The following is a 23,345-nucleotide window of genomic DNA, read 5'->3' on the forward strand; positions in this document are numbered from 1 at the left end:
GCGGCCACAGGGCCGGCCCCGGGGCACCCGCCGTTCCGGGAGCACAGTCCGTCCGGTAGCACAGTCCGTCCGGGAGCACTCTCCGTTCCGGGAGCGCCGTCGCGTCGTGGGAGAATCTGCTGGTGAGTTCCTGGTTACGCGTCGTCGTCGGTGCGCTGGCAGCGACGACGGTGGCGGTGACCACGGCGTGCGCGCCCGCGTCGTTGCCGGTGGAGGTCGGCCCCGCGCCGACGTCCACCGCATCACAGGCGCCGTTGCAGGTCACGGGTGCGAGCGGCGCCCCGCCCACGCTCGAGTACGAGAAGCCGTTCGCCGTCGTGCAGCGGGGTTCGCGCACGGTCTGGCCGGGCACGGGGGACGTGCTGGAGCGTGACGACCCGGTGCTGCTGAACCTCTACGCGCAGGACGGCAGGGACGGCACGGAGCTGCAGAACACGTACCGCACCGCGCCGGCCGCCTACACGATGACCGAGAAGTCGCTCGGCAGCCACCTCTTCGAGTCGCTCGAGGGCGAGCGCGTCGGCGCGCGGCTCCTGCTCATGGAGGAGCAGGACGGCGTCCCGGTGCTGCTGGTCGTCGACGTGCTGCCGGTCCGGGCCTCCGGCGTCGAGGGGGAGACGCCGGGCGAGAACCTGCCGCAGGTGGGCCTCGACGACCTCGGGGCGCCGACCATACGCGTCCCGCGCGGCGTCGAGCCGCCGACGGAGCTGGTCGTGCACCCCCTGATCCGCGGGTCCGGGCAGCAGGTGCGCGCCGGCCAGATCCTCACCGTCGAGTTCACGGCGGTGCGCTGGAGCGACGGCTCCGTGATCGACACGACGTGGACGAAGGACACTCCGCCGCAGTCCGCGGAGATCGGCATCGGCAGGCTGGTCGAGGGCTGGGACCAGGGGCTGCTGGAACAGACCGTCGGCTCCCAGGTCATGCTGGTGGTACCGCCGCGGGACGGCCACGCGAACACGAAGAGCCGGCTTGCCGGCGAGACGGTGGTGTACGTGGTCGACATCCTCGATGCGCACAAGCTCGACGCCCGCGAGGCGGGCGTCGAGGAAGAAAACCAGAAGAAGGAGGGCTGATGTCCGTCGCGATCCGCGTGATCCCGTGCCTGGACGTCGACGCGGGCCGAGTGGTCAAGGGCGTCAACTTCGCCGACCTGCGGGACGCCGGGGACCCGGTGGAGCTCGCCGGCCGGTACGACGCCGAGGGCGCCGACGAGCTCACGTTCCTGGACGTGTCCGCCTCGTCCGGCGACCGGGAGACCATGGTCGACGTCGTGCGCCGCACCGCGGAGCAGGTGTTCGTTCCGCTCACCGTGGGTGGCGGCGTGCGCTCCACCGACGACGTCGACCGGCTGCTGCGCGCGGGCGCCGACAAGGTCGGCGTGAACACCGCCGCGATCGCGCGGCCCGAGCTGATCGCCGAGATCGCCCAGCGGTTCGGCTCGCAGGTGCTGACGCTCAGTGTCGACGCGCGTCGCGTCACGGGCGACGTCACGACGCCGTCGGGCTACGAGGTCACCACGCACGGCGGACGGCGCGGGACCGGGATCGACGCCGTCGAGTGGGCGGAGAAGGCGGCCGCGCTGGGGGCGGGGGAGATCCTGCTCAACTCGATGGACGCCGACGGGACCACCGCGGGATTCGACCTGGAGATGCTCCGCGCCGTGCGGGAGCGGGTGAACGTACCGCTCGTCGCGTCCGGCGGGGCGGGAACGCCCCAGCACTTCGTCGAGGCGGCGCAGGCAGGGGCGGACGCCGTCCTCGCCGCGTCGGTGTTCCACTTCGGCGTGCTGACGGTGGGCCAGGTCAAGGACACCATGCGCGCCGCGGGCCTCGACGTCCGCTGACGCCGTCCGCCACCCGCTTGACCTCAACTTAAGTCAAGGTTCTAGCGTCGATGACGCTCGCGGCGAAAAACTGTCGAATCGATTCCCGTGGCGTGAGAAAATTCTGCAGTCCCCGAGGAAGCGAGGTCTTTCCGTGCCCCCAGACGCCCCGCGATCCAGACCGATGGCCCTGACCGGCTCTCGTGTGCGCCGGTCGCTCGCACTCATGTGGCGCGGTATGCGCGCCCACCCCGGCATCTACGTCCTGGCCGTCGGCGCCTCGGCGATGTTCGGCGCCCTCACCGTCGGCGTGAGCCGCGCGGTCGGCTGGGCCACCGACTCCGTCGTCGTCCCCGCGATCGCCGGTGACGAGGTCGCCCGCGACCGCGTCTGGCTCGGCGGCCTCGTGCTCGCCGCCGTCGCCCTGTCGCTCGCCGTGTCCGTCGCCGCACGCCGGATCTGGGCCGGCCTCGGTTTCGTCGGCATCCAGGCAGGCCACCGCACCGCGCTGACCCGCCAGTACCTGCGCCTGCCCGCCTCGTGGCACCGCGCACACCCGGCAGGCCAGCTCCTGAACCACACGACCTCGGACACCGAGGCCGCCACCGGCGTCTTCAACCCGCTGCCGTTCGCGCTCGGCGTCGTGGTCATGATCGGCGTCTCGATCGCCCTGCTCCTGACCATCGACCCCTGGCTGGCGCTCGCCGCGCTCGCCGTCATCCCTGTCACGGTCGGCGTGAACGCCGTCTACCAGCGGCACATGTCACCCGCGGTGACCCGGGCGCAGCGCCTGCGCGGCGACGTCGCCGACGCGGCGCACGAGAGCTTCGAGGCGGCGCTGCTGGTCAAGTCGCTCGGCACCGAGAACCGCGAGGAGGACCGGTTCGACGCCCGCACGCAGGAGCTGCGCGCCGCGAACGTGCGCGTCGGCATCGTCCGCTCCCTGTTCGACCCCGTGATCCAGACCCTGCCTGCGGTCGGCACCCTCCTGGTGCTCGGCGTCGGCACGTGGCGCATCTCCACCGGTGACGTCGAACCAGGGGACATCGTCACCGCTGCCTACCTGCTCACGATGATGACCGTGCCGGTGCAGGCGTTCGGCTGGGTGCTCGGCGAGCTGCCGCGCGCCCTGGTCGGCTACGAGCGCATCGCGCAGGTCGTCGACTCGACGGGCGCCCTCGAGTACGGCGAGGCTCGCCTGCCGCGGAGGTCCGGCCAGCCCGGCCTCGCCGTCCGCCTCGAGGGCGTCGGCGTCGACGTCCCCGCGATCAGTGGTGCCGTCGGCCGTTCGATCACCCTGCTCGACGACGTCTCCCTCGACGTCGAGCCCGGCACGACGGTCGCCGTCGTCGGCACCACCGGCGCGGGCAAGACCACACTGGTGAGCCTGCTGGCGCGGCTGTCCGACCCCACGCGCGGGCGGGTGCTGCTCGACGGCACCGACGCGCGGACCCTTGCCGAGGGCGAGATCCCGGCCCAGGTCGCGTTCGTCACCCAGACCACGTTCATCTTCGAGGACACGGTGCGCGCCAACGTGACCCTCGCCGACGAGGGAGCGCCCGGCTCGCCGTCCGACGACGAGGTCTGGGAGGCCCTCCGGCTCGCCCGCCTCGCCGACACCGTGCGCGAGCTCGCCGGCGGCCTCGACGCACCGCTCGGCGAGCGCGGCGCCAACCTGTCCGGCGGCCAGCGGCAACGCCTCGCGATAGCGCGCGCCCTGGTACGCGGCCCTCGCCTGCTCGTGCTCGACGACGCGACCAGCGCCGTCGACCCGCGCGTGGAGCAGGAGATCCTGCGCGGACTGGCGGAGCGGACTGACGAGCGGACCGCTGACAAGGCTGCTGACCAAGCCGCCGACCAGGCCGTCTCCGGGAGCGGACCGGACCCCGCCCAGGCGCCGGGCACCACGGTGATCATGGTCGCCTACCGGATGTCGTCGGTGGCGCTCGCCGACCGCGTCATCCACGTCGAAGGTGGTCGCGTGGTCGACGCCGGGACGCACGACGAGCTCATGGCGCGCGACCCGGGCTACCGCGAGCTCGCCACGGCCTACGAGGTCGAGACGGAACGCAGGGAGCAGGAGCGGGCCGACGCCGCTGCCGCCGGTGTGCTGGACGAGAAGCTGGAAGAGGTGGCCGGATGACCGCGGCGACAGACGAGCGCGAAGCGACAGACGTGCCGGAGGACCTGCTCGACGCCGACGGCGCACGCATCGAGTCGACGAGCAACCTCGGTGTGCTCGCGACGCTGCGCAGGGGCATCGAGATCAGCCCGGAGATCGCCAGGGGGATGTGGCTGACGCTCGGCCTGGCGTCGCTCGCCGCCGTCGGCCGCGTCGTGGTCCCGCTCGCGGTGCAGCAGACCATCGACGTCGGCATCCTTGCCGACGGCGGGCCCGAGGTGGGCCGGGTGGCGCTCCTCGCATCGCTGGCCGCGGGCGCGCTCGTGCTGGCCGGGCTGTGCGCGGCGCTCGTCAACGTGCGCCTGTTCCGCTCGGCCGAGGCCGGGCTCGCGACGCTGCGGGTCAAGGCGTTCCGGCACGTGCACGACCTGTCTACCCTCACGCAGAACACCGAGCGGCGGGGCGCGCTGGTCTCGCGCGTGACCAACGACGTCGACACGGTGTCGCTGTTCGTGCAGTGGGGCGGCATCATGCTGCTGGTCAGCGCCCTGCAGATCGTGGTGGCGACCGGGCTGATGCTCGTCTACTCGCCGATCCTGACGGCGGTGGTGTGGGTCGCCTTCATCCCGATGTTCCTCGTGATCCGGTTCGGGCAGAAGTACGTGAACCGCGCGTACACGCTGGTGCGCGAGCGGGTCGGGGCGATGCTCGGCGCGATCTCGGAGGCCGTCGTCGGCGCCGAGACGGTGCGTGCGTACGGCGTGTCGGAGCGCACAGGACGGCGCATCGACGCCGCCGTCGAGGACACGCGCCGGGCGCAATCCCGGTCGCAGATCCTGGTCGCGGCGACGTTCTCGTCGGGCGTCCTGATCTCGAACCTCGTGCTGGCGATCGTGGTGGTCGTCGGCACGCTGCTCGGCGTGGGCGGCGGCCTGACGGCGGGCCAGCTCGTGGCCTTCCTGTTCCTGGTGCAGCTCTTCACCGGGCCGGTGCAGATGGCGACCGAGATCCTCAACGAGCTGCAGAACGCGGTGGCCGGCTGGCGCCGGGTCATCGCCGTCATCGACACCCCGGTGCAGGTCGCCGAGAAGCCGGACGCGGTGACGCAGGAGCGCGGGCCCGCCCGGGTGACGCTGCGCGACGTCCGGTTCGCCTACCCGAACGGCCCCGAGGTGCTGCACGGCGTGACGCTCGACCTGCCGCCGCGCACCAAGGTCGCGGTGGTGGGGCAGACCGGGTCCGGGAAGACGACCATCGCCAAGCTCGTCACGCGTCTCATGGACCCGACGGCGGGCGCCGTCGAGCTGGACGGCGTCGACCTGCGCGACCTGGCGTTCGCGTCGCTGCGCGAGCGGGTGGTGCTGGTGCCGCAGGAGGGCTTCCTGTTCGACGGGACGGTGCTGGAGAACGTGGCCTACGGTCTCCGCACTCCGTTGAGTGCTGGACATTCGCCCGATCAGGACCCCGAAGAGGGGCGAGAATCCAGCACTCAACGGGCCGCGGTGGAGGGGGCGTTCCGTGAGCTCGGACTGTCCGACTGGGTCGCCGACCTGCCCGACGGGCTGGAGACCGAGGTGGGCCAGCGCGGCGAGTCGCTGTCGGCGGGGGAGCGGCAGCTCGTCGCGATCGCACGCGCGTACCTCGCCCAGCCGGACCTGCTCGTGCTGGACGAGGCGACGTCGGCGGTGGACCCCGCTACCGAGGTCCGCATCGCGCGGGCCCTCGACTCGCTCACGGCCGGCCGGTCCACGATCACCATCGCGCACCGGCTCTCGACCGCCGAGGCGTCCGACCTCGTGGTCGTGGTCGACGAGGGCCACGTCGCCGAGTTCGGCCCGCACGACGAGCTCGTGGCGGCGGACGGCATCTACGCCCGCATGCACGCGAGCTGGGTCGCCCAGACCCGCTAGGGCGTCCAGCCGGCGCCGAACCGCAACCTACGTGTCGATCGGACCTGAGGCGGACGCGCATCCTTCGGTTCGACGCCGGCGGCCGACCCACAAGCCGCGGGTCGGCCGCCGGTCGGCCGGGGAGTGGGCGGGCGACCGGGCACAAACTGCTCGTGTCGTACGACAGCACCGGTTGACGGCGGCAGCGCCCTTCGAGCGCGACCACATCCGTCCTCGGACCGGACTTGTGCACAGGTTGCCGATCGCACGAGCAACGCGACCTGCCGCCCGCGTTGTCTGGGGGCATGGGACGAAAGGTCGAGCTACCGGGTGAGCTCGCGCTGATCACGAAGGCTCAGGAGGGCCTGATCACTACACGGCAGTGCCACGACCTGGGAGTGTCGCCCACGCGCGTCGCGCGGCAGCTTCGATCGGGTGCCTGGAAGCGGGTGGCCAGAGGGCTGTACGACACCGACGCGACACCGATCGGGGCTCGGCATCCGGACCACCGTCGCCGCCGGGCCGCGTTCGCCGCCAAGTTGGCGCTCGGCCCGGAGTCGGTGGTGGTCGGCGCCTGTGCACTCGCGCTACACGGTGTCTGGGGCCTGCCTGTCGCGCTCGTGCCGCAGGCCACGCTTCCGGGCGGACGGCGGGCGTACTCGCGCGACGGGATTCACGCCCGGATGTTCGACGACGGGATGACGGTGACCGAGGTGGACGGGATCGCGGTCGCGACAGTTGACTGGGCCCTCGTGCAGGCCGTGCCCGAGATGGACCGGATATCTGCTGTCGCAGTGATGGACAACGCCCTGAACAGGGGTTTCATCACCTCCGATGAACTGGAGGAGGTGCACGCCAAGAGTCGTGGTCGGCGCGGGATCGCCACACGCCACGGCTGCTTCGGCGAGGTCGACGCCAGATCGGAGTCGCCGTCGGAAACCCGGGCCAGGCTCGACTGCATCGACAACGGCGTGCCCCCGGATCACCTGCAGGTGCCGGTGCGTGACCTCTCCGGCGTCGAACGCAGGGGTGACCTGGGGTGGGACCTCAGGGACGGGCGAATCCTGATCGCGGAGATCGACAGCGACGAGTATCACGACGGGTCTCGTCTGGACGCCGATCTGGAGCGCCACAACGACCTCACAGCGGTTTCGGCGATCGTGCTGCACTTTCGGAAGTCGGCCGTCTACACACCGGGTGCGATCTCGGGGAAGGTCCGCGCGACGCTCGATCTGCACAACGGCAGACGCTCCTGAGGACCGGGTGGCTCCGCTGGTCCGCGGAGGTTCGTGGCCAACCGCACGGTGCGCGCTCATCCCGGCGTCGAACCGCAGGTTGCCGTCATCGCCGCTGCCGCCGAACCGCAAGTTGTCGTCGGCTGCTGCCGCCGAACCGCAACCCACGCGTCAATGTGGGGCCCGATCGACGCGTAGGTTGCGGTTCGGCGCCAGGCGGGCGGTCAACGTTCGGTTCGGCGGGGATGTTGGCGGGTGAGGGGGCGGCGGCGGACATCACACCGCCGTCGGCCCGTGACGTGGCAGGATTCGTAGGTGCCCGAAGTTCTCGACCCCACGATCTCCGCCCGACTCAAGCGGGACGACGCCGGCCTGGTCGCCGCCGTCGTGCAGCAGCACGACACGGGCGAGGTGCTCATGGTCGGCTGGATGGACGACGAGGCCCTGCGCCGCACGCTCACCGAGGGCCGGGTGACCTTCTGGTCCCGGAGCCGCGGCGAGTACTGGCGCAAGGGCGACACGTCCGGGCACGCCCAGTACGTCAAGGCCGTGAGCATGGACTGCGACGGCGACGCCCTGCTGGTCCGGGTCGACCAGGTGGGCGCCGCGTGCCACACCGGCACCCGCACCTGCTTCAAGGCCGGGGGCGACCTCGGCGCCGTGGTCGGCGAGCGCGACCGGCAGGACGGCAGGCCGCAGGACACGAACCAGCAGGACACCAACCAGCAGGACACGAACCAGCAGGACGAGGAGCACCGGTGACCCAGCTCGACACCCAGCTCGGTCCCCACGAGGCCCGCGCGGCGACCGCACCCGCCGACCTGCCCTGGGGTCGCACCTGGCCGAGCCTGCCGGAGTTCCGGGAGATGGCCGCCGACCGCCGGGTCATCCCGGTGGTCCGCCCGCTGCTGGCCGACGACGCAACGCCCGTCGGCCTCTACCGGACGCTGGCGCAGAGCAAGCCGGGCAGCTTCATCCTGGAGTCCGCGGAGTCCGGTGTCTGGGCGCGCTGGTCGTTCGTCGGCGTCGCGTCCCGCGCGACGCTGACCAGCGACAACGGCCGGGCCGTCTGGACCGGCGACGTGCCGGTCGGGGTCCCGGCCGAGGGCGATGTCGTCGACGTGCTCGAGGCGGCCCTCGGCGCGCTCCGCACGCCCGGCGTGGCCAACCTGCCCCCGCTCACCGGCGGCCTGGCCGGCGTGCTGGGCTGGGACATCGTGCGGCACTGGGAACCGACGCTCCCCGCGACCGCCCCGGACGAGGTGGGCGCGCCCGAGCTGGCCCTGTGCCTCGCCACCGACCTCGCGGTGGTGGACCACCGGGAGGGGACGGTGTGGCTGGTCGCCAACGCGATCAACGCCGACGCGACGGACGAGCGCGTCGACGAGGCCTACGCCGACGCCGTCGCCCGGCTCGACGCCATGGCGGCGCGGCTGGCGACGGGCGGGCCGCGCGTCACCTCCGTCGTCGGCGAGGGTCCCGAGCCGCAGCTCGAGTTCCGCTCCACCCAGGGCGAGTTCGAGGACGCGGTGCTCGCGGGCGAGGAGGCGATCCGGGACGGCGAGGTGTTCCAGGTCGTGCTGTCCCAGCGCCTCGACCTGGACTGCCCGGCGGACCCGCTCGACGTCTACCGCGCCCTGCGGACCATCAACCCGAGCCCGTACATGTACTACTTCCACCTGGCGAAGCCGAGCGGTGCCGAGTTCGCCGTGGTCGGCTCCAGCCCCGAGACCCTCGTGAAGGTGGACGACGGCCACGTCACCACCTACCCGATCGCCGGGTCCCGGCCGCGTGGCGCCCACCCGGAGGAGGATGCCGAGCTGGGCGAGGAGCTCCTGGCCGACCCGAAGGAGCGGGCCGAGCACATCATGCTCGTCGACCTGTCCCGCAACGACATGGTGAAGGTGTGCGAGCCCACCAGCGTCGAGGTGGTCGAGTTCATGAAGGTGCGGCGGTTCAGCCACATCATGCACATGTGCTCGACCGTGGTCGGCCGGCTCCGTACGGGCCGCAGCGCCCTGGACGCCCTGCGCGCGACCTTCCCGGCCGGCACGCTCTCCGGTGCGCCGAAGCCCCGGGCGATCGCGCTGATCGACGAGCTGGAGCCCGCCTCGCGGGGGATCTACGGCGGCGTGTGCGGCTACTTCGACTTCGGCGGCAACATGGACATGGCCATCGCCATCCGCACCGCCTACATCGCCGACGGCCGGGCCAGCGTGCAGGCCGGCGGCGGCATCGTGGCCGACTCGGTGCCCGCGCTCGAGTACGCGGAGTCGCGCAACAAGGCCGCCGCGGCGGTGCGGGCCATCCAGCTCGCCTCCCGGCTGGCCCCGCTGCGGAAGGCTCCGCTGCCGAACGACGGGAACGACAAGTGACCCGCACCCGCACCGTCCTCGCGCTGCTGGTCCTCGGCGCGCTGACCTTCGGCGTTGGTTCACCCACCTGGGTGACCACCACGGTGGCCACCGCGCTGGAGCCCGAGGTCGCGGTGGCCGCCGCAGGCACCTCGGCCGCACCGGGAGTCGGCGCGGGGGCGCTCGTGCTCCTGGCGGCGGGCATCGCCTGCGCGCTCACCGGACGCGTCGCCCGGTACGTGGCCCTGCTGGTCGCGGCCGCTGCCGGGGTGCTGGTGGTGGTGAGCACGCTCGTCGTCGTCGGCGATCCAACGCCCGCCGCCACCGCCGCCGCGTCCGCGACGAGCGGCGTCACCGAGCTCACGTCACCGGTGACGCTCACCGCGTGGCCGTGGGCCGCCGTCGCCTCGGGTGTGCTCGCCGTGGTCGTCGCGGTCTGGGGCGCCGTCGCGGCGCGTGGCTGGGCGGCGACGTCGGGCCGGCACGAGCGCGCGGACGCCGCGGCGCCAGGCGCCACCGCGGGCGCCCCCGGCCGGCGCGCCACCCGAACCTCCGCCGCCGACGACGGCACCGCCGCCGGACCGGACGACGAGATCGACCCGCACGACGCCTGGGACGCGCTGTCCCGGGGCGACGACCCCACGGGCCGCTGACCTGACCTGGAACGGTTAGGCTGAGCGCGTACCGCACGACACGAAAGGCACCCACCCGCGATGACCGAGAACAAGCCCGAGATCGCCTACCTGCCGCCGGGCGTCCCGCCGAACAACCATGGCCACACCGTCGCCGCCTGGGTGACGATGGCCGGCATCACGCTGGGTGCGCTGATCGCCTCGTGGGGTGTCATCGTGGCGCAGTCCTCGTCGGCCTGGCTAGTGATCTTCGTGCTCGGCTTCGTGGTGATCGGCGCCTCGCTGATCGTCGGCCTGGTGCTGCGCAACCTGGGTATGGGCCAGAAGAAGGTCCAGCGGTAACGCCATGACGGCCGAGGCGACGAGCGAGACGAGGACCGAGGCGGCGACCGACCTCGCGATGCCCGCGAGGTCTGCCCCGCTGCCCCGGAACAACCTCGGGGCCTGGTCGCTCGTGCTCGGCCTCGCGTCGGTGTTCCTCCTGCTGGGCGTCATCACCGGCATCCCGGCCATCATCGTCGGCAACCAGGGCCGCAGGGCCGTGCGCGCCGGCGAGGCGGACAACGAAGGCATGGCGATGACCGGCGTCGTGCTGGGCTGGATCTCGCTCGCGATGCTGGCCGTGGTCATCGTGCTGGTGATCGCCCGCTTCCTGGCGGGTGGGCCCGATTCCTGAGGTGTCCGGCGAGGTGTCCGGCGAGGGGCCCGGCGAGGTCTCCGGCCCTTCCACCCGCAGCAGCGCCCGGCCCGCCGTCCCCTCGGCGCTCCGGGCGCCGCTGCTCACGGGGGCCGCGGTCGGCGCGGCGACGCTGCTGCTGGCGCTGCGCGACCCCCACGTGCCCGGCTCCTACGGGTTCTGCCCGCTGCTGGAGCTGACCGGCCTGGCCTGCCCCCTGTGCGGCGGGCTGCGCGCGACGCACGACCTGGCCCATCTCGACCTGGCGGGCGCCTGGTCGGCGAACGCGCTGTGGACCGTGACCGCCCCCGTCGTGGTCGTCCTCTGGCTGGTGTGGCTCGTGTCCGCCGCGCGCGGGCGGCCCGTCAAGGGCCTGTCCAGCACCGCGGGCTGGGTCACCCTCGGCGTCGCCCTGGCGTTCTTCGTGGCACGCAACCTCCCGGTGCTGCAGCCGTACCTGACGCCATGGGCCTGACCTCGTGGGCCCTGCGGGACGGGCCGGACATCGTGGGCCGGACGCCGTCGTCCCGACCCGTCGGACCTGGCCCCGGGGCCGGTCAGGTGGTCCACAGGAAGTCCTCGGACCACGCCCGGCAGGGGATCTGACGGGACGTCGTCTCACGGTCCGGGAGTGGTCAGGACCACACCCCGGGTCCGCCTACGATGGCCATGGGGCGATCGCCCCGGCAAGCGTACGAGGCGTAGCACGAGGGCAGAGCAAGGGCACGGGGAGGCTCATTACATGTCGGTCCTGGAGGACATCGTCGCGGGGGTTCGTGAGGACCTCGCGGAGCGCGAGGCACGTGTGTCTCTCGACGCGCTCAAGGAGCGCGCCACCGCTGTGCCCGGTGCCCTCGAGTGCCTCGGCCGCCTGAAGCAGGCGGACGCGGTCTCGGTGATCGCCGAGGTGAAGCGCTCGAGCCCGAGCAAGGGCTCGCTGGCACAGATCGACGACCCGGCGGCGCTCGCCGCCGAGTACGAGACCGGCGGCGCGTCCGCGATCTCCGTGCTCACCGAGCAGCGCCGGTTCAACGGCTCGCTCGCGGACCTGGACGCCGTGCGCGGCCGGGTGGACGTCCCGGTGCTCCGCAAGGACTTCGTGGTGACGCCCTACCAGGTGTGGGAGGCACGTGCGCACGGCGCCGACCTGGTGCTGCTGATCGTCGCCGCCCTGGAGCAGACGGTGCTCGAGTCGCTCGTCGAGCGCGTGCACTCGCTCGGCATGACCGCCCTGGTCGAGGCGCACAGCCTCGAGGAGGTCCGCCGCGCCGTCGGTGCGGGCGCCCGGGTGGTCGGCGTCAACCACCGCAACCTGAAGACCCTCGAGCTCGACCGCGGCCTGTTCCGCAGCCTCGCCGAGTACATCCCGGACGACGTGATCAAGATCGCGGAGTCCGGCATCCGTGGCCCGCACGACGTGATGGAGATGGCGCGCGCCGGTGCCGACGGCGTCCTGGTGGGCGAGGCCCTGGTGACCGACGGCGCGCCGCGCGCCTCGGTGGCCGACCTCGTCGCAGCGGGCTCGCACCCGTCGCTGCGGTCCGTCCGTCCGGCTTGAAGGGATCCGAGGTGACCTCCGTGAAGCTGTCCGACGTCTCCGGCCCGTACTTCGGTGAGTACGGCGGGCGGTTCGTGCCCGAGGCGCTCATCGCCGCGCTCGACGAGCTCGACACCGAGTTCCGCAAGGCGGCCGACGACCCCGAGTTCGCCGCCGAGCTGCAGCGCCTCCACCGGGAGTACACCGGCCGGCCCAGCCCGCTGACCGAGGTGCCGCGGTTCGCCGCGCACGCGGGCGAGGCCCGGGTGTTCCTCAAGCGCGAGGACCTCAACCACACCGGCTCGCACAAGATCAACAACGTGCTGGGGCAGGCCCTGCTGGTCAAGCGCATGGGCAAGAAGCGCCTCATCGCGGAGACCGGAGCGGGCCAGCACGGCGTCGCGACGGCCACCGCCGCCGCCCTGATGGACCTCGAGTGCGTGGTCTACATGGGCGAGGAGGACACGCGCAGGCAGGCCCTGAACGTGGCGCGCATGCGCCTGCTCGGCGCCGAGGTCGTGCCGGTGAAGATCGGCTCGCGCACCCTCAAGGACGCGATCAACGAGGCCCTGCGCGACTGGGTGGCCAACGTCGAGACCACGCACTACCTCCTGGGCACGGTCACGGGCCCGCACCCGTTCCCCGAGATGGTGCGCCAGTTCCACCGCATCATCGGCGAGGAGGCGCGCGAGCAGGTCCTGGAGCGTGCGGGCCGCCTGCCCGACGTCGTCGCGGCGTGCGTCGGCGGCGGGTCGAACGCGCTGGGCATCTTCAACGCGTTCCTCGACGACAAGGACGTCGAGCTGCGCGGCTTCGAGGCCGGCGGCGAGGGCGTCACCTCCGGCCTGCACGCCGCCCGGTTCAGCGGGGGCGCGCCGGGCGTGCTGCACGGCGCCCGCTCGTACCTGCTGCAGGACGACGACGGCCAGACCCTGCCCAGCCACTCGGTGTCGGCGGGCCTCGACTACCCGAGCGTCGGCCCGGCCCACGCCTGGCTGCACGACCTGGGCCGCGCGACCTACGAGCCGGTGACCGACGACGAGGCCATGGAGGCGTTCCGCCTGCTGTGCCGCACCGAGGGCATCATCCCGGCGATCGAGTCGGCGCACGCCCTCGCGGGCGCGCTGCGCGTCGGCAGGGCGGCGGCCGAGCAGGGGCGCACGGGACCGGACGGCGAGCCGCTCCTGATCCTCGTGAACCTGTCCGGTCGCGGTGACAAGGACGTGGCGACGGCGGCCCGCTGGTTCGGGCTGCTCGACGGGGCCAACGGCGGCGTCGCCGCTGAAGAGCTCGAGCGGCAGGAGGGCCGGGGATGAGCACTGTGACCGAGTCGGCAACCGGGCCGGCCACCGGACGGCAGACCGGCGACCTGATCGCCCACCTGCGCGAGCAGGAGAACCGGGCGGCCCTCGTGGGCTACCTGCCGGTCGGCTACCCGACCGTCGACCGGTCGGTCGAGGCGCTCAAGACGCTCGTCGACCACGGCGTCGACGTGATCGAGCTCGGCGTCCCGTACACCGACCCCGTGCTGGACGGGCCGGTCATCCAGCAGGCGGCACAGGGCGCGCTCGACGCCGGCGCGCGGGTCGCGGACGTGTTCCGCGTGGTGCGGGAGCTGACCGACTACGCGCCGCACGTTCCCGTGCTCGTCATGACCTACTGGAACCCGGTGCTGAAGTACGGGCCGGACGCGTTCGCACGTGACCTGGCCGCCGCGGGCGGCGCAGGGCTGATCACGCCGGACCTGATCCCCGACGAGGCCGCCGACTGGCTCGCCGCGAGCGAGGCGCACGGGCTGGACCGCGTGTTCCTCGTGGCCCCGAGCTCGACGACCCAGCGGCTGCGCCTGACCGTCGGCGCGACGCGCGGCTTCGTCTACGCGGCGTCGCTCATGGGCGTGACGGGGGAGCGGACGCAGGTGGGCTCGCGCGCCGAGCAGCTCGTCACCGACACCCGTGCGGCCGGCGCCGTCAACGTCTGCGTCGGCCTCGGTGTCTCGACGGGGGCGCAGGCGGCCGAGGTGGGCCGGTTCGCCGACGGCGTCATCGTCGGCTCGGCGCTGGTGCGTCCGCTGCTCTCCGACGGCCCGCTCTCGGACGCCGACTGGGCGATCCGTCTCACGAATCTGGCCGAGGTGACGGAGGACCTCGCCGCCGGGGTACGGTCGGCGCGCGCTATCGCGCCCACCGATACACCCGATGCCGCCGAACAAGGCGGCGTGACCACTTCCGGAGAGGCTCTGTGACGCTGCTGACCGCACTGCCGGCTGCTCTGTACGTCGAGCTGCCTGCGTTGCTGTCCGCTGCGCCCGTCACGCAGGTCGGCACGGAGATACCCAGCCCCGCCGAGCACACCTGGTACCTCGGGATCTTCCCGCTGCGTGCCTACGCGCTGGCCATCCTCGCGGGGATCGCCATCGCCCTCTGGATGACCGCCAGGCGCTGGAAGGCGCGCGGGGGCAACCCGGAGGACGTCCTGGAGATCGCGTTCTGGGCGGTGCCGTTCGGCATCGTCGGGGGCCGGATCTACCACGTGCTCTCCTCTCCGGACCGGTATTTCGGCGAGAACTTCGCGGGCGGGGGCGACCCGGTCACGGCGCTCTACGTCTGGGAGGGCGGCCTCGGCATCTGGGGCGCGATAGCGCTCGGCGCCGTCGGGGCGTGGCTGGGCTGCCGGCAGAAGGGCGTCAGGTTCTCGTCGTTCGCCGACGCCGTCGCGCCGGGCCTCCTGGTCGCGCAGGGCGTCGGCCGGCTCGGCAACTGGTTCAACCAGGAGCTGTACGGGCGGCCCACCGAGCTGCCCTGGGGCCTGCGCATCGACGCGGAGCACGTGGTGTCGAACCCGGCGACGGGCGTGGCGTACCCGGAGGGCACGCTGTTCCACCCGACGTTCCTGTACGAGCTCCTGTGGTGCTTTCTGATGGCCGGGGTTCTGCTCTTTCTAGACCGTCGGTTCAAGTTGGGTCATGGGCGGGTATTCTGGGCGTACGTCCTGCTCTACACTCTCGGACGGGTCTGGATCGAGATGCTCCGCATCGACGATGCGGAGCTGGTCCTGGGGCTACGCCTCAACGTCTGGACGTCGATCCTCCTGGGCCTCGCGGCCCTCGTGGTCTCGGTCGTGCTGGCTCGGAAGTTCCCCACCAGGGAAGAGTCGGTACGGCTGCGGCCGAAGGGGGATGATCCGTCGGCCGGGAGCCCGGCCGACCCAGAGTCGGACCCGGAGTCGGACCCAGAGTCAGACCCGGCAAGTGCAGGGACCGGTGCGGCAGCCGCCGAGCCGGAGGAAGTGAAGACAGCAGCAGTGGAGGGGTCCGACGCGGACACCTCCGCGCGCACCTGAGGGGCACGGCGCCGGGACCACCGGCCGACGAGCCCCCTGACCGACCGGGCCGCCGTCGTCCCGGACCACCGCAAGGAACTGCGCCCGGCTACGGCCGGGTGCCTGTGAGGACCCATGACCAAGCCGTTGCCGATACAGAGGGTTGGGCTGCCCGCGCAGACGTTTGATGGCGGACTGTACGACCCGGCGGCCGAGCACGACGCGTGTGGCGTCGCCTTCGTGGCGACCCTGCGCGGCACGCCCGGACGTGACATCGTCGATGCCGGGCTGACCGCCCTGCTGAACCTCGACCACCGCGGCGCGGTGGGGGCTGAGGAGGACAGCGGCGACGGCGCCGGGATCCTCACCCAGATCCCTGACGCGTTCATCCGTGACGTGGTGGGCGTCGACCTGCCGCCCGCCGGCATGTACGCGATCGGTACGGCGTTCCTGCCGACCGACGACGCCGAGCGCGACGCCGTCATCAGCCGCGTCGAGGCGCTGGCCGCCGAGGAGAAGCTCGACGTCCTGGCGTGGCGCGACGTCCCGGTGGACGCCGGGATCGTCGGCCCGACGGCGCGCGCCTCGATGCCGGTGTTCCGGCAGATCGTCGTGGCCGACCCCTCACGCGGGCTGTCCGGCATCGACCTGGACCGGCGCACGTACCGTCTGCGCAAGCGTGCCGAGATCGAGCTGGGCCTGTACTTCGCCTCGCTCAGCGCCCGCACGCTCACGTACAAGGGCATGCTGACCACCGCGCAGCTCGAGCCGTTCTTCCCGGACCTGTCCGACCCCAGGTACGCCACCGAGCTCGCCCTGGTCCACTCGCGGTTCTCCACCAACACGTTCCCCTCGTGGCCGCTGGCCCAGCCGTTCCGGCTGCTGGCCCACAACGGCGAGATCAACACCGTGCGCGGCAACCGCAACTGGGTCGCGGCGCGCGAGGGCACCATGGAGTCCGAGCTGCTCGGCGACCTGAAGGCGCTGCAGCCGGTCTGCTCGCCCGGGGCGAGCGACTCGGCGAGCTTCGACGAGGTCCTCGAGCTCCTGCACCTGAGCGGCCGGTCGCTGCCGCACTCGGTGCTGATGATGGTCCCGGAGGCCTGGGAGAACAACCCCGGCATGGACCCCGCGCTGCGCGCGTTCTACGAGTTCAACGCGAACCTCATCGAGCCGTGGGACGGCCCCGCCTCGCTCACGTTCACCGACGGCACCCTGATCGGCGCCGTGCTGGACCGCAACGGCCTGCGCCCCGGGCGCTGGTGGGTCACCGAGGACGGGCTGGTCGTGCTGGCCTCCGAGGCCGGCGTGCTCGACATCGACCCGGCCACCGTGGTCCGCAAGGGCCGCCTGGAGCCCGGCAAGATGTTCCTCGTGGACACCGGCTCCGGCCGGATCGTCGAGGACGAGGAGGTCAAGTCCTCCCTCGCGTCGTTGCACCCGTACGGCGACTGGATCCGTGAGCACTCGGTCCGCCTCGAGGACCTGCCGGACCGGGAGCACGTGGCGCACAGCCCGGCCTCGGTGCGGCGTCGGCAGCGCGCCTTCGGCTACACCGAGGAAGAGCTCAAGATCATTCTGTCGCCGATGGCGACAACGGGTGGCGAGCCGCTCGGCGCCATGGGCTCCGACACGCCCGTCGCGGTGCTCTCGCAGCGCCCGCGGCTCCTGTTCGACTACTTCACGCAGATGTTCGCGCAGGTGACCAACCCGCCGCTGGACGCGATCCGCGAGGAGCTGGTCACGGCCATCGGCAGCGCCATCGGCCCGGAGCCGAACCTGCTGGCCGACCTGCCGGAGCACGCGCGCAAGCTCGTCCTCGGCTTCCCGGTGCTGGACAACGACCAGCTCGCCAAGGTCGTGCACGTCGAGCGTGACGAGGAGCTGGAGGGCGTCTTCCATGCCGAGACCATCCAGGGCCTGTACGAGGTCTCGGGCGGTGGCGCCGCTCTCCTGACCCGGCTCGAGGAGATCTTCGCCGACGTCGACCGGTACGTGGAGCAGGGCGCGAGCTTCCTCGTGCTCTCCGACCGTGACGCCAACTCCGAGCTCGCCCCGATCCCGTCGCTGCTGCTGACCAGCGCCGTGCACCACCACCTGGTGCGCAAGCACACCCGTAACCGGGTGTCGCTCGTGGTCGAGGCGGGCGACGTGCGCGAGGTGCACCACGTCGCGCTCCTGATCGGCTACGGCGCGGCCGCGATCAACCCGTACCTGGCGATGGAGACGGTCGAGGACCTCGCCCGCCGCGGGTACCTGGACGTCACGCCCGAGCAGGCGGTCGCCAACCTGATCAAGGCGCTCGGCAAGGGCGTGCTCAAGGTGATGTCCAAGATGGGCATCTCCACGATCATGTCCTACCGCGGCGCGCAGATCTTCGAGGCCATCGGCCTGTCCCACGACCTGGTCGAGGACTACTTCACCGGCACCACCTCGCGGCTCGGCGGCATCGGCCTGGACGTCATCGCGGCAGAGGTCGCGGCCCGCCACGCCGAGGCCTACCCGCCGTCCGGCAACAAGAAGCCGGGCGAGCGCCTGACGACCGGTGGCGAGTACCAGTGGCGGCGCGACGGCGAGGACCACCTCTTCGACCCCGAGACCGTCTTCCGCCTCCAGCACGCCACGCGGTCCGGCCGGATGGACATCTTCCGGCAGTACACGCGGCGCGTGGACGAGCAGTCGAACCGCCTCATGACGCTGCGCGGCCTGCTGCGCTTCAGCCCCGACCGCGAGCCGGTGCCGATCGACGAGGTCCAGCCGGTCAGCGAGATCGTCAAGCTGTTCAACACGGGCGCCATGTCCTACGGCTCCATCTCGGCCGAGGCGCACGAGACCCTCGCGATCGCGATGAACCGCCTCGGCGGCCGGTCCAACACGGGCGAGGGCGGCGAGGACCCGGAGCGGCTGTACGACGACGAGCGCCGCTCGCGCGTCAAGCAGATCGCGTCGGGCCGGTTCGGCGTCACGTCGGAGTACCTGACGCACGCAACGGACATCCAGATCAAGCTCGCGCAGGGCGCCAAGCCCGGCGAGGGCGGCCAGCTCCCCGGGCCGAAGGTCTACCCGTGGGTCGCCAAGACCCGGCACTCGACGCCGGGCGTCGGGCTGATCTCGCCGCCGCCGCATCACGACATCTACTCGATCGAGGACCTGGCCCAGCTCATCCACGACGCCAAGAACGCCAACCCGGACGCGCGCGTGCACGTCAAGCTGGTCAGCGAGTTCGGCGTCGGCACGGTGGCGACGGGGGTCTCCAAGGCGCACGCCGACGTCGTCCTCATCTCGGGGCACGACGGCGGTACCGGCGCCTCGCCGCTCACGTCGCTCAAGCACGCGGGCACGCCCTGGGAGATCGGCCTGGCCGAGACCCAGCAGACGCTGGTGCTCAACGACCTGCGCGACCGCATCGTCGTGCAGGTGGACGGCCAGATGAAGACCGGCCGCGACGTGATCGTCGCGGCGCTGCTCGGGGCCGAGGAGTTCGGTTTCGCGACGGCGCCCATGGTGGTCTCGGGCTGCGTCATGATGCGCGTCTGCCACCTGGACACGTGCCCGGTCGGCGTCGCCACGCAGAACCCCGAGCTGCGCAGCCGGTTCACCGGCAAGCCGGAGTTCGTCGTGAACTTCTTCGAGTTCATCGCGCAGGAGGTGCGTGAGCACCTGGCGGCGCTCGGGTTCCGCAGCCTCGAGGAGGCCGTCGGCCAGGTGCAGGTGCTCGACACCCGCAGGGCCGTCGACCACTGGAAGGCGCAGGGCCTCGACCTGACTCCCGTGCTGGCACGGCCGCAGCTCAAGGAGGGCTCCTCGCTGCGGCACACGACGGCGCAGGACCACGGCCTGGCGAGGGCGCTGGACAACCAGCTCATCGCGGCGGCGGCGCCGGCGCTCGACCGGGGCGAGCCCGTCACGATCGAGCTCCCCGTGCGGAACGTGAACCGGACGGTCGGCACGATGCTCGGCCACGAGGTGACCAAGCGCTACCGTGGCGAGGGCCTGCCCGACGACACGATCTCCGTGACGCTGACCGGTTCGGCGGGCCAGTCGCTCGGCGCGTTCCTGCCCCGCGGCATCACCCTGCGCCTGTTCGGCGACGCCAACGACTACGTCGGCAAGGGCCTGTCGGGCGGGCGCATAGCGGTCCGCCCCGACAAGGCGGCCGTGCTCGACGGCGCCAACGTCATCGCGGGCAACGTCATCGGCTACGGCGCCACCTCCGGCGAGGTGTACCTGCGCGGTCGCGTGGGGGAGCGGTTCGGCGTGCGCAACTCCGGCGCCACCCTCGTCGCGGAGGGCGTGGGTGACCACGCGTGCGAGTACATGACCGGCGGCACCGTGCTGGTGCTCGGGCCGACGGGCCGCAACGTCGGCGCAGGCATGTCCGGCGGCACCGCGTACTTCCTGGACCTGCGGGTCTCGCGCGTCAACCAGGCGGCGCTGGAGGCGGGCGAGCTCGCGATCGGCGTGCTGGACGACGCGGACTGGGAGACCGTGCGCGGCCTGCTGGAGCGGCACCACGCGGAGACCGGCTCGGCCGTCGCCGCGGAGCTGCTCGCCGACCCCGAGGCGGCACGCGGTCGGTTCAGCCGCCTGCTGCCTCCCGGCTGGGCGCGGGTGCGCCTCGCCCTCGCCGAGGCTCAGGCCGCCGGCACCGACATCTCGGGCACGTCCCAGTGGGACCCGTCCGTGTGGAACCAGATCATGGAGGTGGCACGTGGCTGACCCCCGGGGATTTCTCAAGGTGCGGGAGCGCGAGCTCCCGCCGAACCGGCCCGTCGAGGTGCGCCTCATGGACTGGAAGGACACGCACGCCCACCGGGCGGAGGGCCAGCCGTTCCTGAAGGAGCAGGCCGGCCGCTGCATGGACTGCGGCGTGCCGTTCTGCCACCAGGGCTGCCCGCTCGGCAACCTGATCCCGGACTGGAACGACCTGGTGTGGCGCGGCCAGTGGGCCGACGCGATCGACCGCCTGCACGCCACGAACAACTTCCCGGAGTTCACCGGGCGGGTGTGCCCGGCGCCGTGCGAGTCGTCCTGCGTGCTGAGCATCAACCAGCCCGCCGTGACGATCAAGAACGTCGAGGTCTCGATCATCGACGAGGCGTTCGCCCGCGGTCTGGTCACCCCGCACGTCCCTGAGCGGCTCACCGGTTCGACGGTCGCCGTCGTCGGTTCGGGCCCCGCAGGCCTGGCCGCGGCGCAGCAGCTCACGCGTGCCGGCCACACCGTCGTCGTCTACGAGCGGGACGACGCCGTCGGCGGCCTCCTGCGCTACGGCATCCCGGACTTCAAGCTCGAGAAGCTGCACATCGACCGCCGGCTGGCGCAGATGGAGGCCGAGGGCACACGGTTCCGGACCGGCGTGGCGATCGGCAAGGACATGAGCTGGGACGCCCTGCGCCGCCGGTTCGACGCCGTCGTGGTCGCCACGGGCGCGACGGTGCCGCGCGACCTGCCCCTGCCGGGGCGGGACCTGGCGGGCATCCACTACGCGATGGACTACCTGACGCCCGCCAACAAGGCGGTCGCGGCGGGTACGCCCGACGACCTGCCCGAGGGCGCGCCGTCGGCCGCGGGCAAGCACGTGGTCATCATCGGCGGCGGCGACACCGGCTCGGACTGCCTCGGCACCGCGCTGCGCCAGGGCGCCGCGAGCGTCACCACGCTCGCCATCGGCAAGAAGCCGCCGCTGGAGCGCCCGGCGAACCAGCCGTGGCCGACCGACCCCATCCTGTTCGAGGTCTCGACCTCGCACGAGGAGGGCGGCGAGCGCACCTACCTCGCCTCGACCGTCGAGTTCCTGGCCGACGCCGACGGCAACGTCCGCGCCCTCAAGGTCGCGGAGACCCAGTACCTGCCCGACGGACGCCGCGCGGCCACCCCCGGCACGGAGCGGGAGATCCCCGCGGACCTCGTGCTCGTGGCGATGGGGTTCACCGGCCCCGAGACCGGCGTGCTCGAGGAGCAGACCGGCATCGAGGTCACCGAGCGTGGCCTGGTCGCCCGCGGCGACGACTACGCTGCAAGCCTGCCCGGAGTTTTCGTGGCCGGCGACGCCGGTCGCGGGCAGTCCCTCATCGTGTGGGCCATCGCGGAGGGCCGCGCAGCGGCCGCCGCGGCTGATACCTACCTGCAGGGCAGCACCGAGCTGCCTGCCCCGGTGCGTCCGCGCACGTTCGCTCTGCGGTCGTGACCGGAGAACCCGCCCGGGAGTTGTTCACCCCCACAGGGCGCTGCGGCGCCCACCTGCCTAGGCTGGAGACATGCGCAGAGCCAAGATCGTGTGCACCATCGGACCCGCTACGGAGTCGCCGGAGAAACTTCGGGAGCTCGTAGACGCCGGCATGAACGTGGCGCGGATCAACCGCAGCCACGGCGAGCAGGAGGCGCACGCGGCGGTCTACCGTCACGTGCGTGAGGCCGCGAAGGCGGCCGGGAAGTCGGTCGCCGTACTCGTCGACCTGCAGGGCCCCAAGATCCGGCTCGGCCGGTTCGCCGGGGACGAGAAGCACTTCCTGAACAAGGGCGACACCTTCACCATCACCACCGAGGACATCCTCGGCAGCCGGGAGATCGTGTCGACCACCCACAAGGGTCTGCCGAGCGACGCCCAGATCGGTGACCCGCTGCTGATCGACGACGGCAAGGTGCGCGTGCGCGTCACCGCCGTCGACGGACCGCGGGTCATCACCGAGGTCGAGGTCCCTGGCCCCGTCTCGAACAACAAGGGCATCAACCTGCCCGGCGTCGCGGTCTCCGTGCCGGCCCTGTCCGACAAGGACGAGTCCGACCTGCGCTGGGCGCTCCAGCTCGGCGCCGACTTCATCGCGCTGTCGTTCGTGCGGTCCGCCAAGGACTACGAGGACGTCCGCCGGGTGATGGAGGAGGAGGGCCGCACGGTCCCCGTCATCGCCAAGATCGAGAAGCCGCAGGCCGTCGAGAACCTGGCCGAGGTCATCGCCGCGTTCGACGGCGTCATGGTGGCCCGTGGTGACCTCGCGGTCGAGATGCCCCTGGAGCAGGTGCCGCTCGTCCAGAAGCGGATCGTCGAGATGGCGCGGCGCAACGCCAAGCCGGTCATCGTCGCAACGCAGGTGCTCGAGTCCATGACGACGTCGCCGACGCCGACCCGCGCCGAGGCCTCGGACTGCGCCAACGCCGTGCTCGACGGCGCCGACGCCGTGATGCTGTCCGGCGAGACCTCGGTGGGCGACTACCCGATCGTCACGGTCGAGACCATGGCCCGGATCATCGAGGCAACGGAGGAGGCAGGCCGGGAGCGCATCGCGCCGCTCGGTTCCACGCCGCACACGCGTGGTGGCGCCATCACCCGTGCCGCCGCCGAGATCGGCGAGACGCTCGGGGTCAAGTACCTCGTGACGTTCACGCAGTCCGGTGACTCCGCGCGCCGGATGTCCCGCCTGCGCTCGTCGATCCCGCTGCTCGCCTTCACCCCGGAGCAGGACGTCGCCAACACGCTCGCCCTGACCTGGGGCACCACCGAGTACCTGGTGCCGAAGGTCGACAACGTCGACGCCATGGTGGACCAGGTGGACCTGACCCTCCAGGACCAGGGCCTCGCCGAGAAGGGCGACCTGGTGGTCGTCGTCTCGGGTGCGCCGGTGGGCGTCCCGGGTACGACCAACTCGATCCTGGTGCACCGCATCGGTTCGCACGTGGACGGCCGCAGCGCGAACTGACGCACTCCCTGTCAGACGCTCCCGGACGTGTCAGACGCTCAGGTCACCCAGGTGAGC

18 protein-coding genes are annotated in these 23,345 nt (G+C 72.2%); all 18 read left to right on the top strand.

What is annotated here, in order from left to right; genetic code table 11:
- The first annotated feature begins 122 nt into the window (after positions 1 to 122).
- The 18 genes from ACFWE2_RS14930 (at position 123) to pyk (ending at position 23,288) form a co-directional block, all read left to right on the top strand.
- Positions 123 to 1,076, top strand: a complete 954-nt coding sequence (locus ACFWE2_RS14930) for an FKBP-type peptidyl-prolyl cis-trans isomerase (protein ID WP_377225020.1) — start codon at positions 123 to 125, stop codon at positions 1,074 to 1,076.
- The gene (hisF, locus tag ACFWE2_RS14935) at positions 1,076 to 1,846 is read left to right on the top strand and encodes an imidazole glycerol phosphate synthase subunit HisF (RefSeq protein WP_377225021.1); all 771 of its coding nucleotides are present in this window, start codon (positions 1,076 to 1,078) and stop codon (positions 1,844 to 1,846) included. Before ACFWE2_RS14930 ends, hisF begins: the two co-directional genes overlap by 1 nt.
- A gap of 163 nt (positions 1,847 to 2,009) precedes the next feature.
- Positions 2,010 to 3,968, top strand: coding sequence for an ABC transporter ATP-binding protein (locus tag ACFWE2_RS14940; protein ID WP_377225022.1), 1,959 nt, complete (start codon positions 2,010 to 2,012; stop codon positions 3,966 to 3,968).
- Positions 3,965 to 5,857 (top strand): ABC transporter ATP-binding protein, encoded by a 1,893-nt coding sequence (locus tag ACFWE2_RS14945; protein WP_377225023.1) that lies wholly within the window; start codon positions 3,965 to 3,967, stop codon positions 5,855 to 5,857. The genes ACFWE2_RS14940 and ACFWE2_RS14945 overlap by 4 nt, the downstream gene beginning before the upstream one ends.
- A 284-nt stretch (positions 5,858 to 6,141) precedes the next feature.
- The gene (locus ACFWE2_RS14950; protein ID WP_377225036.1) at positions 6,142 to 7,092 is read left to right on the top strand and encodes a type IV toxin-antitoxin system AbiEi family antitoxin domain-containing protein; all 951 of its coding nucleotides are present in this window, start codon (positions 6,142 to 6,144) and stop codon (positions 7,090 to 7,092) included.
- 294 nt (positions 7,093 to 7,386) lie between these two features.
- Complete coding sequence (hisI, locus tag ACFWE2_RS14955; protein ID WP_377225024.1) at positions 7,387 to 7,833, top strand: phosphoribosyl-AMP cyclohydrolase; 447 nt, start codon at positions 7,387 to 7,389, stop codon at positions 7,831 to 7,833.
- Positions 7,830 to 9,446, top strand: a complete 1,617-nt coding sequence (locus ACFWE2_RS14960) for an anthranilate synthase component I (RefSeq protein WP_377225025.1) — start codon at positions 7,830 to 7,832, stop codon at positions 9,444 to 9,446. The genes hisI and ACFWE2_RS14960 overlap by 4 nt, the downstream gene beginning before the upstream one ends.
- On the top strand, positions 9,443 to 10,078 hold the full coding sequence (locus ACFWE2_RS14965) for a Trp biosynthesis-associated membrane protein (RefSeq protein ID WP_377225026.1): 636 nt from the start codon (positions 9,443 to 9,445) through the stop codon (positions 10,076 to 10,078). The genes ACFWE2_RS14960 and ACFWE2_RS14965 overlap by 4 nt, the downstream gene beginning before the upstream one ends.
- A 60-nt stretch (positions 10,079 to 10,138) precedes the next feature.
- Positions 10,139 to 10,399, top strand: coding sequence for an HGxxPAAW family protein (locus ACFWE2_RS14970; RefSeq protein ID WP_116675641.1), 261 nt, complete (start codon positions 10,139 to 10,141; stop codon positions 10,397 to 10,399).
- Positions 10,400 to 10,403: 4 nt separating this feature from the next.
- Positions 10,404 to 10,733: a DUF4190 domain-containing protein gene (locus ACFWE2_RS14975; RefSeq protein ID WP_377225027.1), complete on the top strand. Its 330-nt coding sequence runs from the start codon at positions 10,404 to 10,406 to the stop codon at positions 10,731 to 10,733.
- Between the two features lies 1 nt (position 10,734).
- The gene (locus ACFWE2_RS14980; protein ID WP_377225028.1) at positions 10,735 to 11,208 is read left to right on the top strand and encodes a DUF2752 domain-containing protein; all 474 of its coding nucleotides are present in this window, start codon (positions 10,735 to 10,737) and stop codon (positions 11,206 to 11,208) included.
- A gap of 267 nt (positions 11,209 to 11,475) precedes the next feature.
- Positions 11,476 to 12,291 (top strand): indole-3-glycerol phosphate synthase TrpC, encoded by an 816-nt coding sequence (gene trpC / locus ACFWE2_RS14985; protein WP_377225029.1) that lies wholly within the window; start codon positions 11,476 to 11,478, stop codon positions 12,289 to 12,291.
- An 11-nt stretch (positions 12,292 to 12,302) separates the two neighbouring features.
- Positions 12,303 to 13,586, top strand: coding sequence for a tryptophan synthase subunit beta (trpB, locus tag ACFWE2_RS14990; RefSeq protein ID WP_377225030.1), 1,284 nt, complete (start codon positions 12,303 to 12,305; stop codon positions 13,584 to 13,586).
- Positions 13,583 to 14,515: a tryptophan synthase subunit alpha gene (gene trpA, locus ACFWE2_RS14995; protein ID WP_377225031.1), complete on the top strand. Its 933-nt coding sequence runs from the start codon at positions 13,583 to 13,585 to the stop codon at positions 14,513 to 14,515. Before trpB ends, trpA begins: the two co-directional genes overlap by 4 nt.
- On the top strand, positions 14,512 to 15,612 hold the full coding sequence (gene lgt, locus ACFWE2_RS15000) for a prolipoprotein diacylglyceryl transferase (protein WP_377225032.1): 1,101 nt from the start codon (positions 14,512 to 14,514) through the stop codon (positions 15,610 to 15,612). Before trpA ends, lgt begins: the two co-directional genes overlap by 4 nt.
- 114 nt (positions 15,613 to 15,726) lie before the next feature.
- A complete protein-coding gene (gene gltB, locus ACFWE2_RS15005) occupies positions 15,727 to 20,310 on the top strand; it encodes a glutamate synthase large subunit (protein WP_377225033.1) in 4,584 nt (1,527 codons plus the stop codon).
- On the top strand, positions 20,303 to 21,781 hold the full coding sequence (locus tag ACFWE2_RS15010; RefSeq protein ID WP_377225034.1) for a glutamate synthase subunit beta: 1,479 nt from the start codon (positions 20,303 to 20,305) through the stop codon (positions 21,779 to 21,781). The genes gltB and ACFWE2_RS15010 overlap by 8 nt, the downstream gene beginning before the upstream one ends.
- A 70-nt stretch (positions 21,782 to 21,851) precedes the next feature.
- The gene (pyk, locus tag ACFWE2_RS15015) at positions 21,852 to 23,288 is read left to right on the top strand and encodes a pyruvate kinase (protein ID WP_377225035.1); all 1,437 of its coding nucleotides are present in this window, start codon (positions 21,852 to 21,854) and stop codon (positions 23,286 to 23,288) included.
- The last annotated feature ends 57 nt before the right edge of the window (positions 23,289 to 23,345 follow it).

This window comes from Promicromonospora sp. NPDC060271 (genome assembly GCF_042726755.1).
Classification (GTDB): Bacteria; Actinomycetota; Actinomycetes; order Actinomycetales; family Cellulomonadaceae; genus Promicromonospora.

What these genes read in the sequence shown, in the direction of transcription:
- pyk (WP_377225035.1), top strand. Translation starts at nt 21,852, where the DNA reads ATGCGCAGAGCCAAGATCGTGTGCACCATCGGACCCGCTACGGAGTCG.
- ACFWE2_RS14975 (WP_377225027.1), top strand. Translation starts at nt 10,404, where the DNA reads ATGACGGCCGAGGCGACGAGCGAGACGAGGACCGAGGCGGCGACCGAC.
- ACFWE2_RS14945 (WP_377225023.1), top strand. Translation starts at nt 3,965, where the DNA reads ATGACCGCGGCGACAGACGAGCGCGAAGCGACAGACGTGCCGGAGGAC.
- trpC (WP_377225029.1), top strand. Translation starts at nt 11,476, where the DNA reads ATGTCGGTCCTGGAGGACATCGTCGCGGGGGTTCGTGAGGACCTCGCG.
- ACFWE2_RS14940 (WP_377225022.1), top strand. Translation starts at nt 2,010, where the DNA reads ATGGCCCTGACCGGCTCTCGTGTGCGCCGGTCGCTCGCACTCATGTGG.
- ACFWE2_RS14970 (WP_116675641.1), top strand. Translation starts at nt 10,139, where the DNA reads ATGACCGAGAACAAGCCCGAGATCGCCTACCTGCCGCCGGGCGTCCCG.
- ACFWE2_RS14950 (WP_377225036.1), top strand. Translation starts at nt 6,142, where the DNA reads ATGGGACGAAAGGTCGAGCTACCGGGTGAGCTCGCGCTGATCACGAAG.
- gltB (WP_377225033.1), top strand. Translation starts at nt 15,727, where the DNA reads ATGACCAAGCCGTTGCCGATACAGAGGGTTGGGCTGCCCGCGCAGACG.
- trpA (WP_377225031.1), top strand. Translation starts at nt 13,583, where the DNA reads ATGAGCACTGTGACCGAGTCGGCAACCGGGCCGGCCACCGGACGGCAG.
- hisF (WP_377225021.1), top strand. Translation starts at nt 1,076, where the DNA reads ATGTCCGTCGCGATCCGCGTGATCCCGTGCCTGGACGTCGACGCGGGC.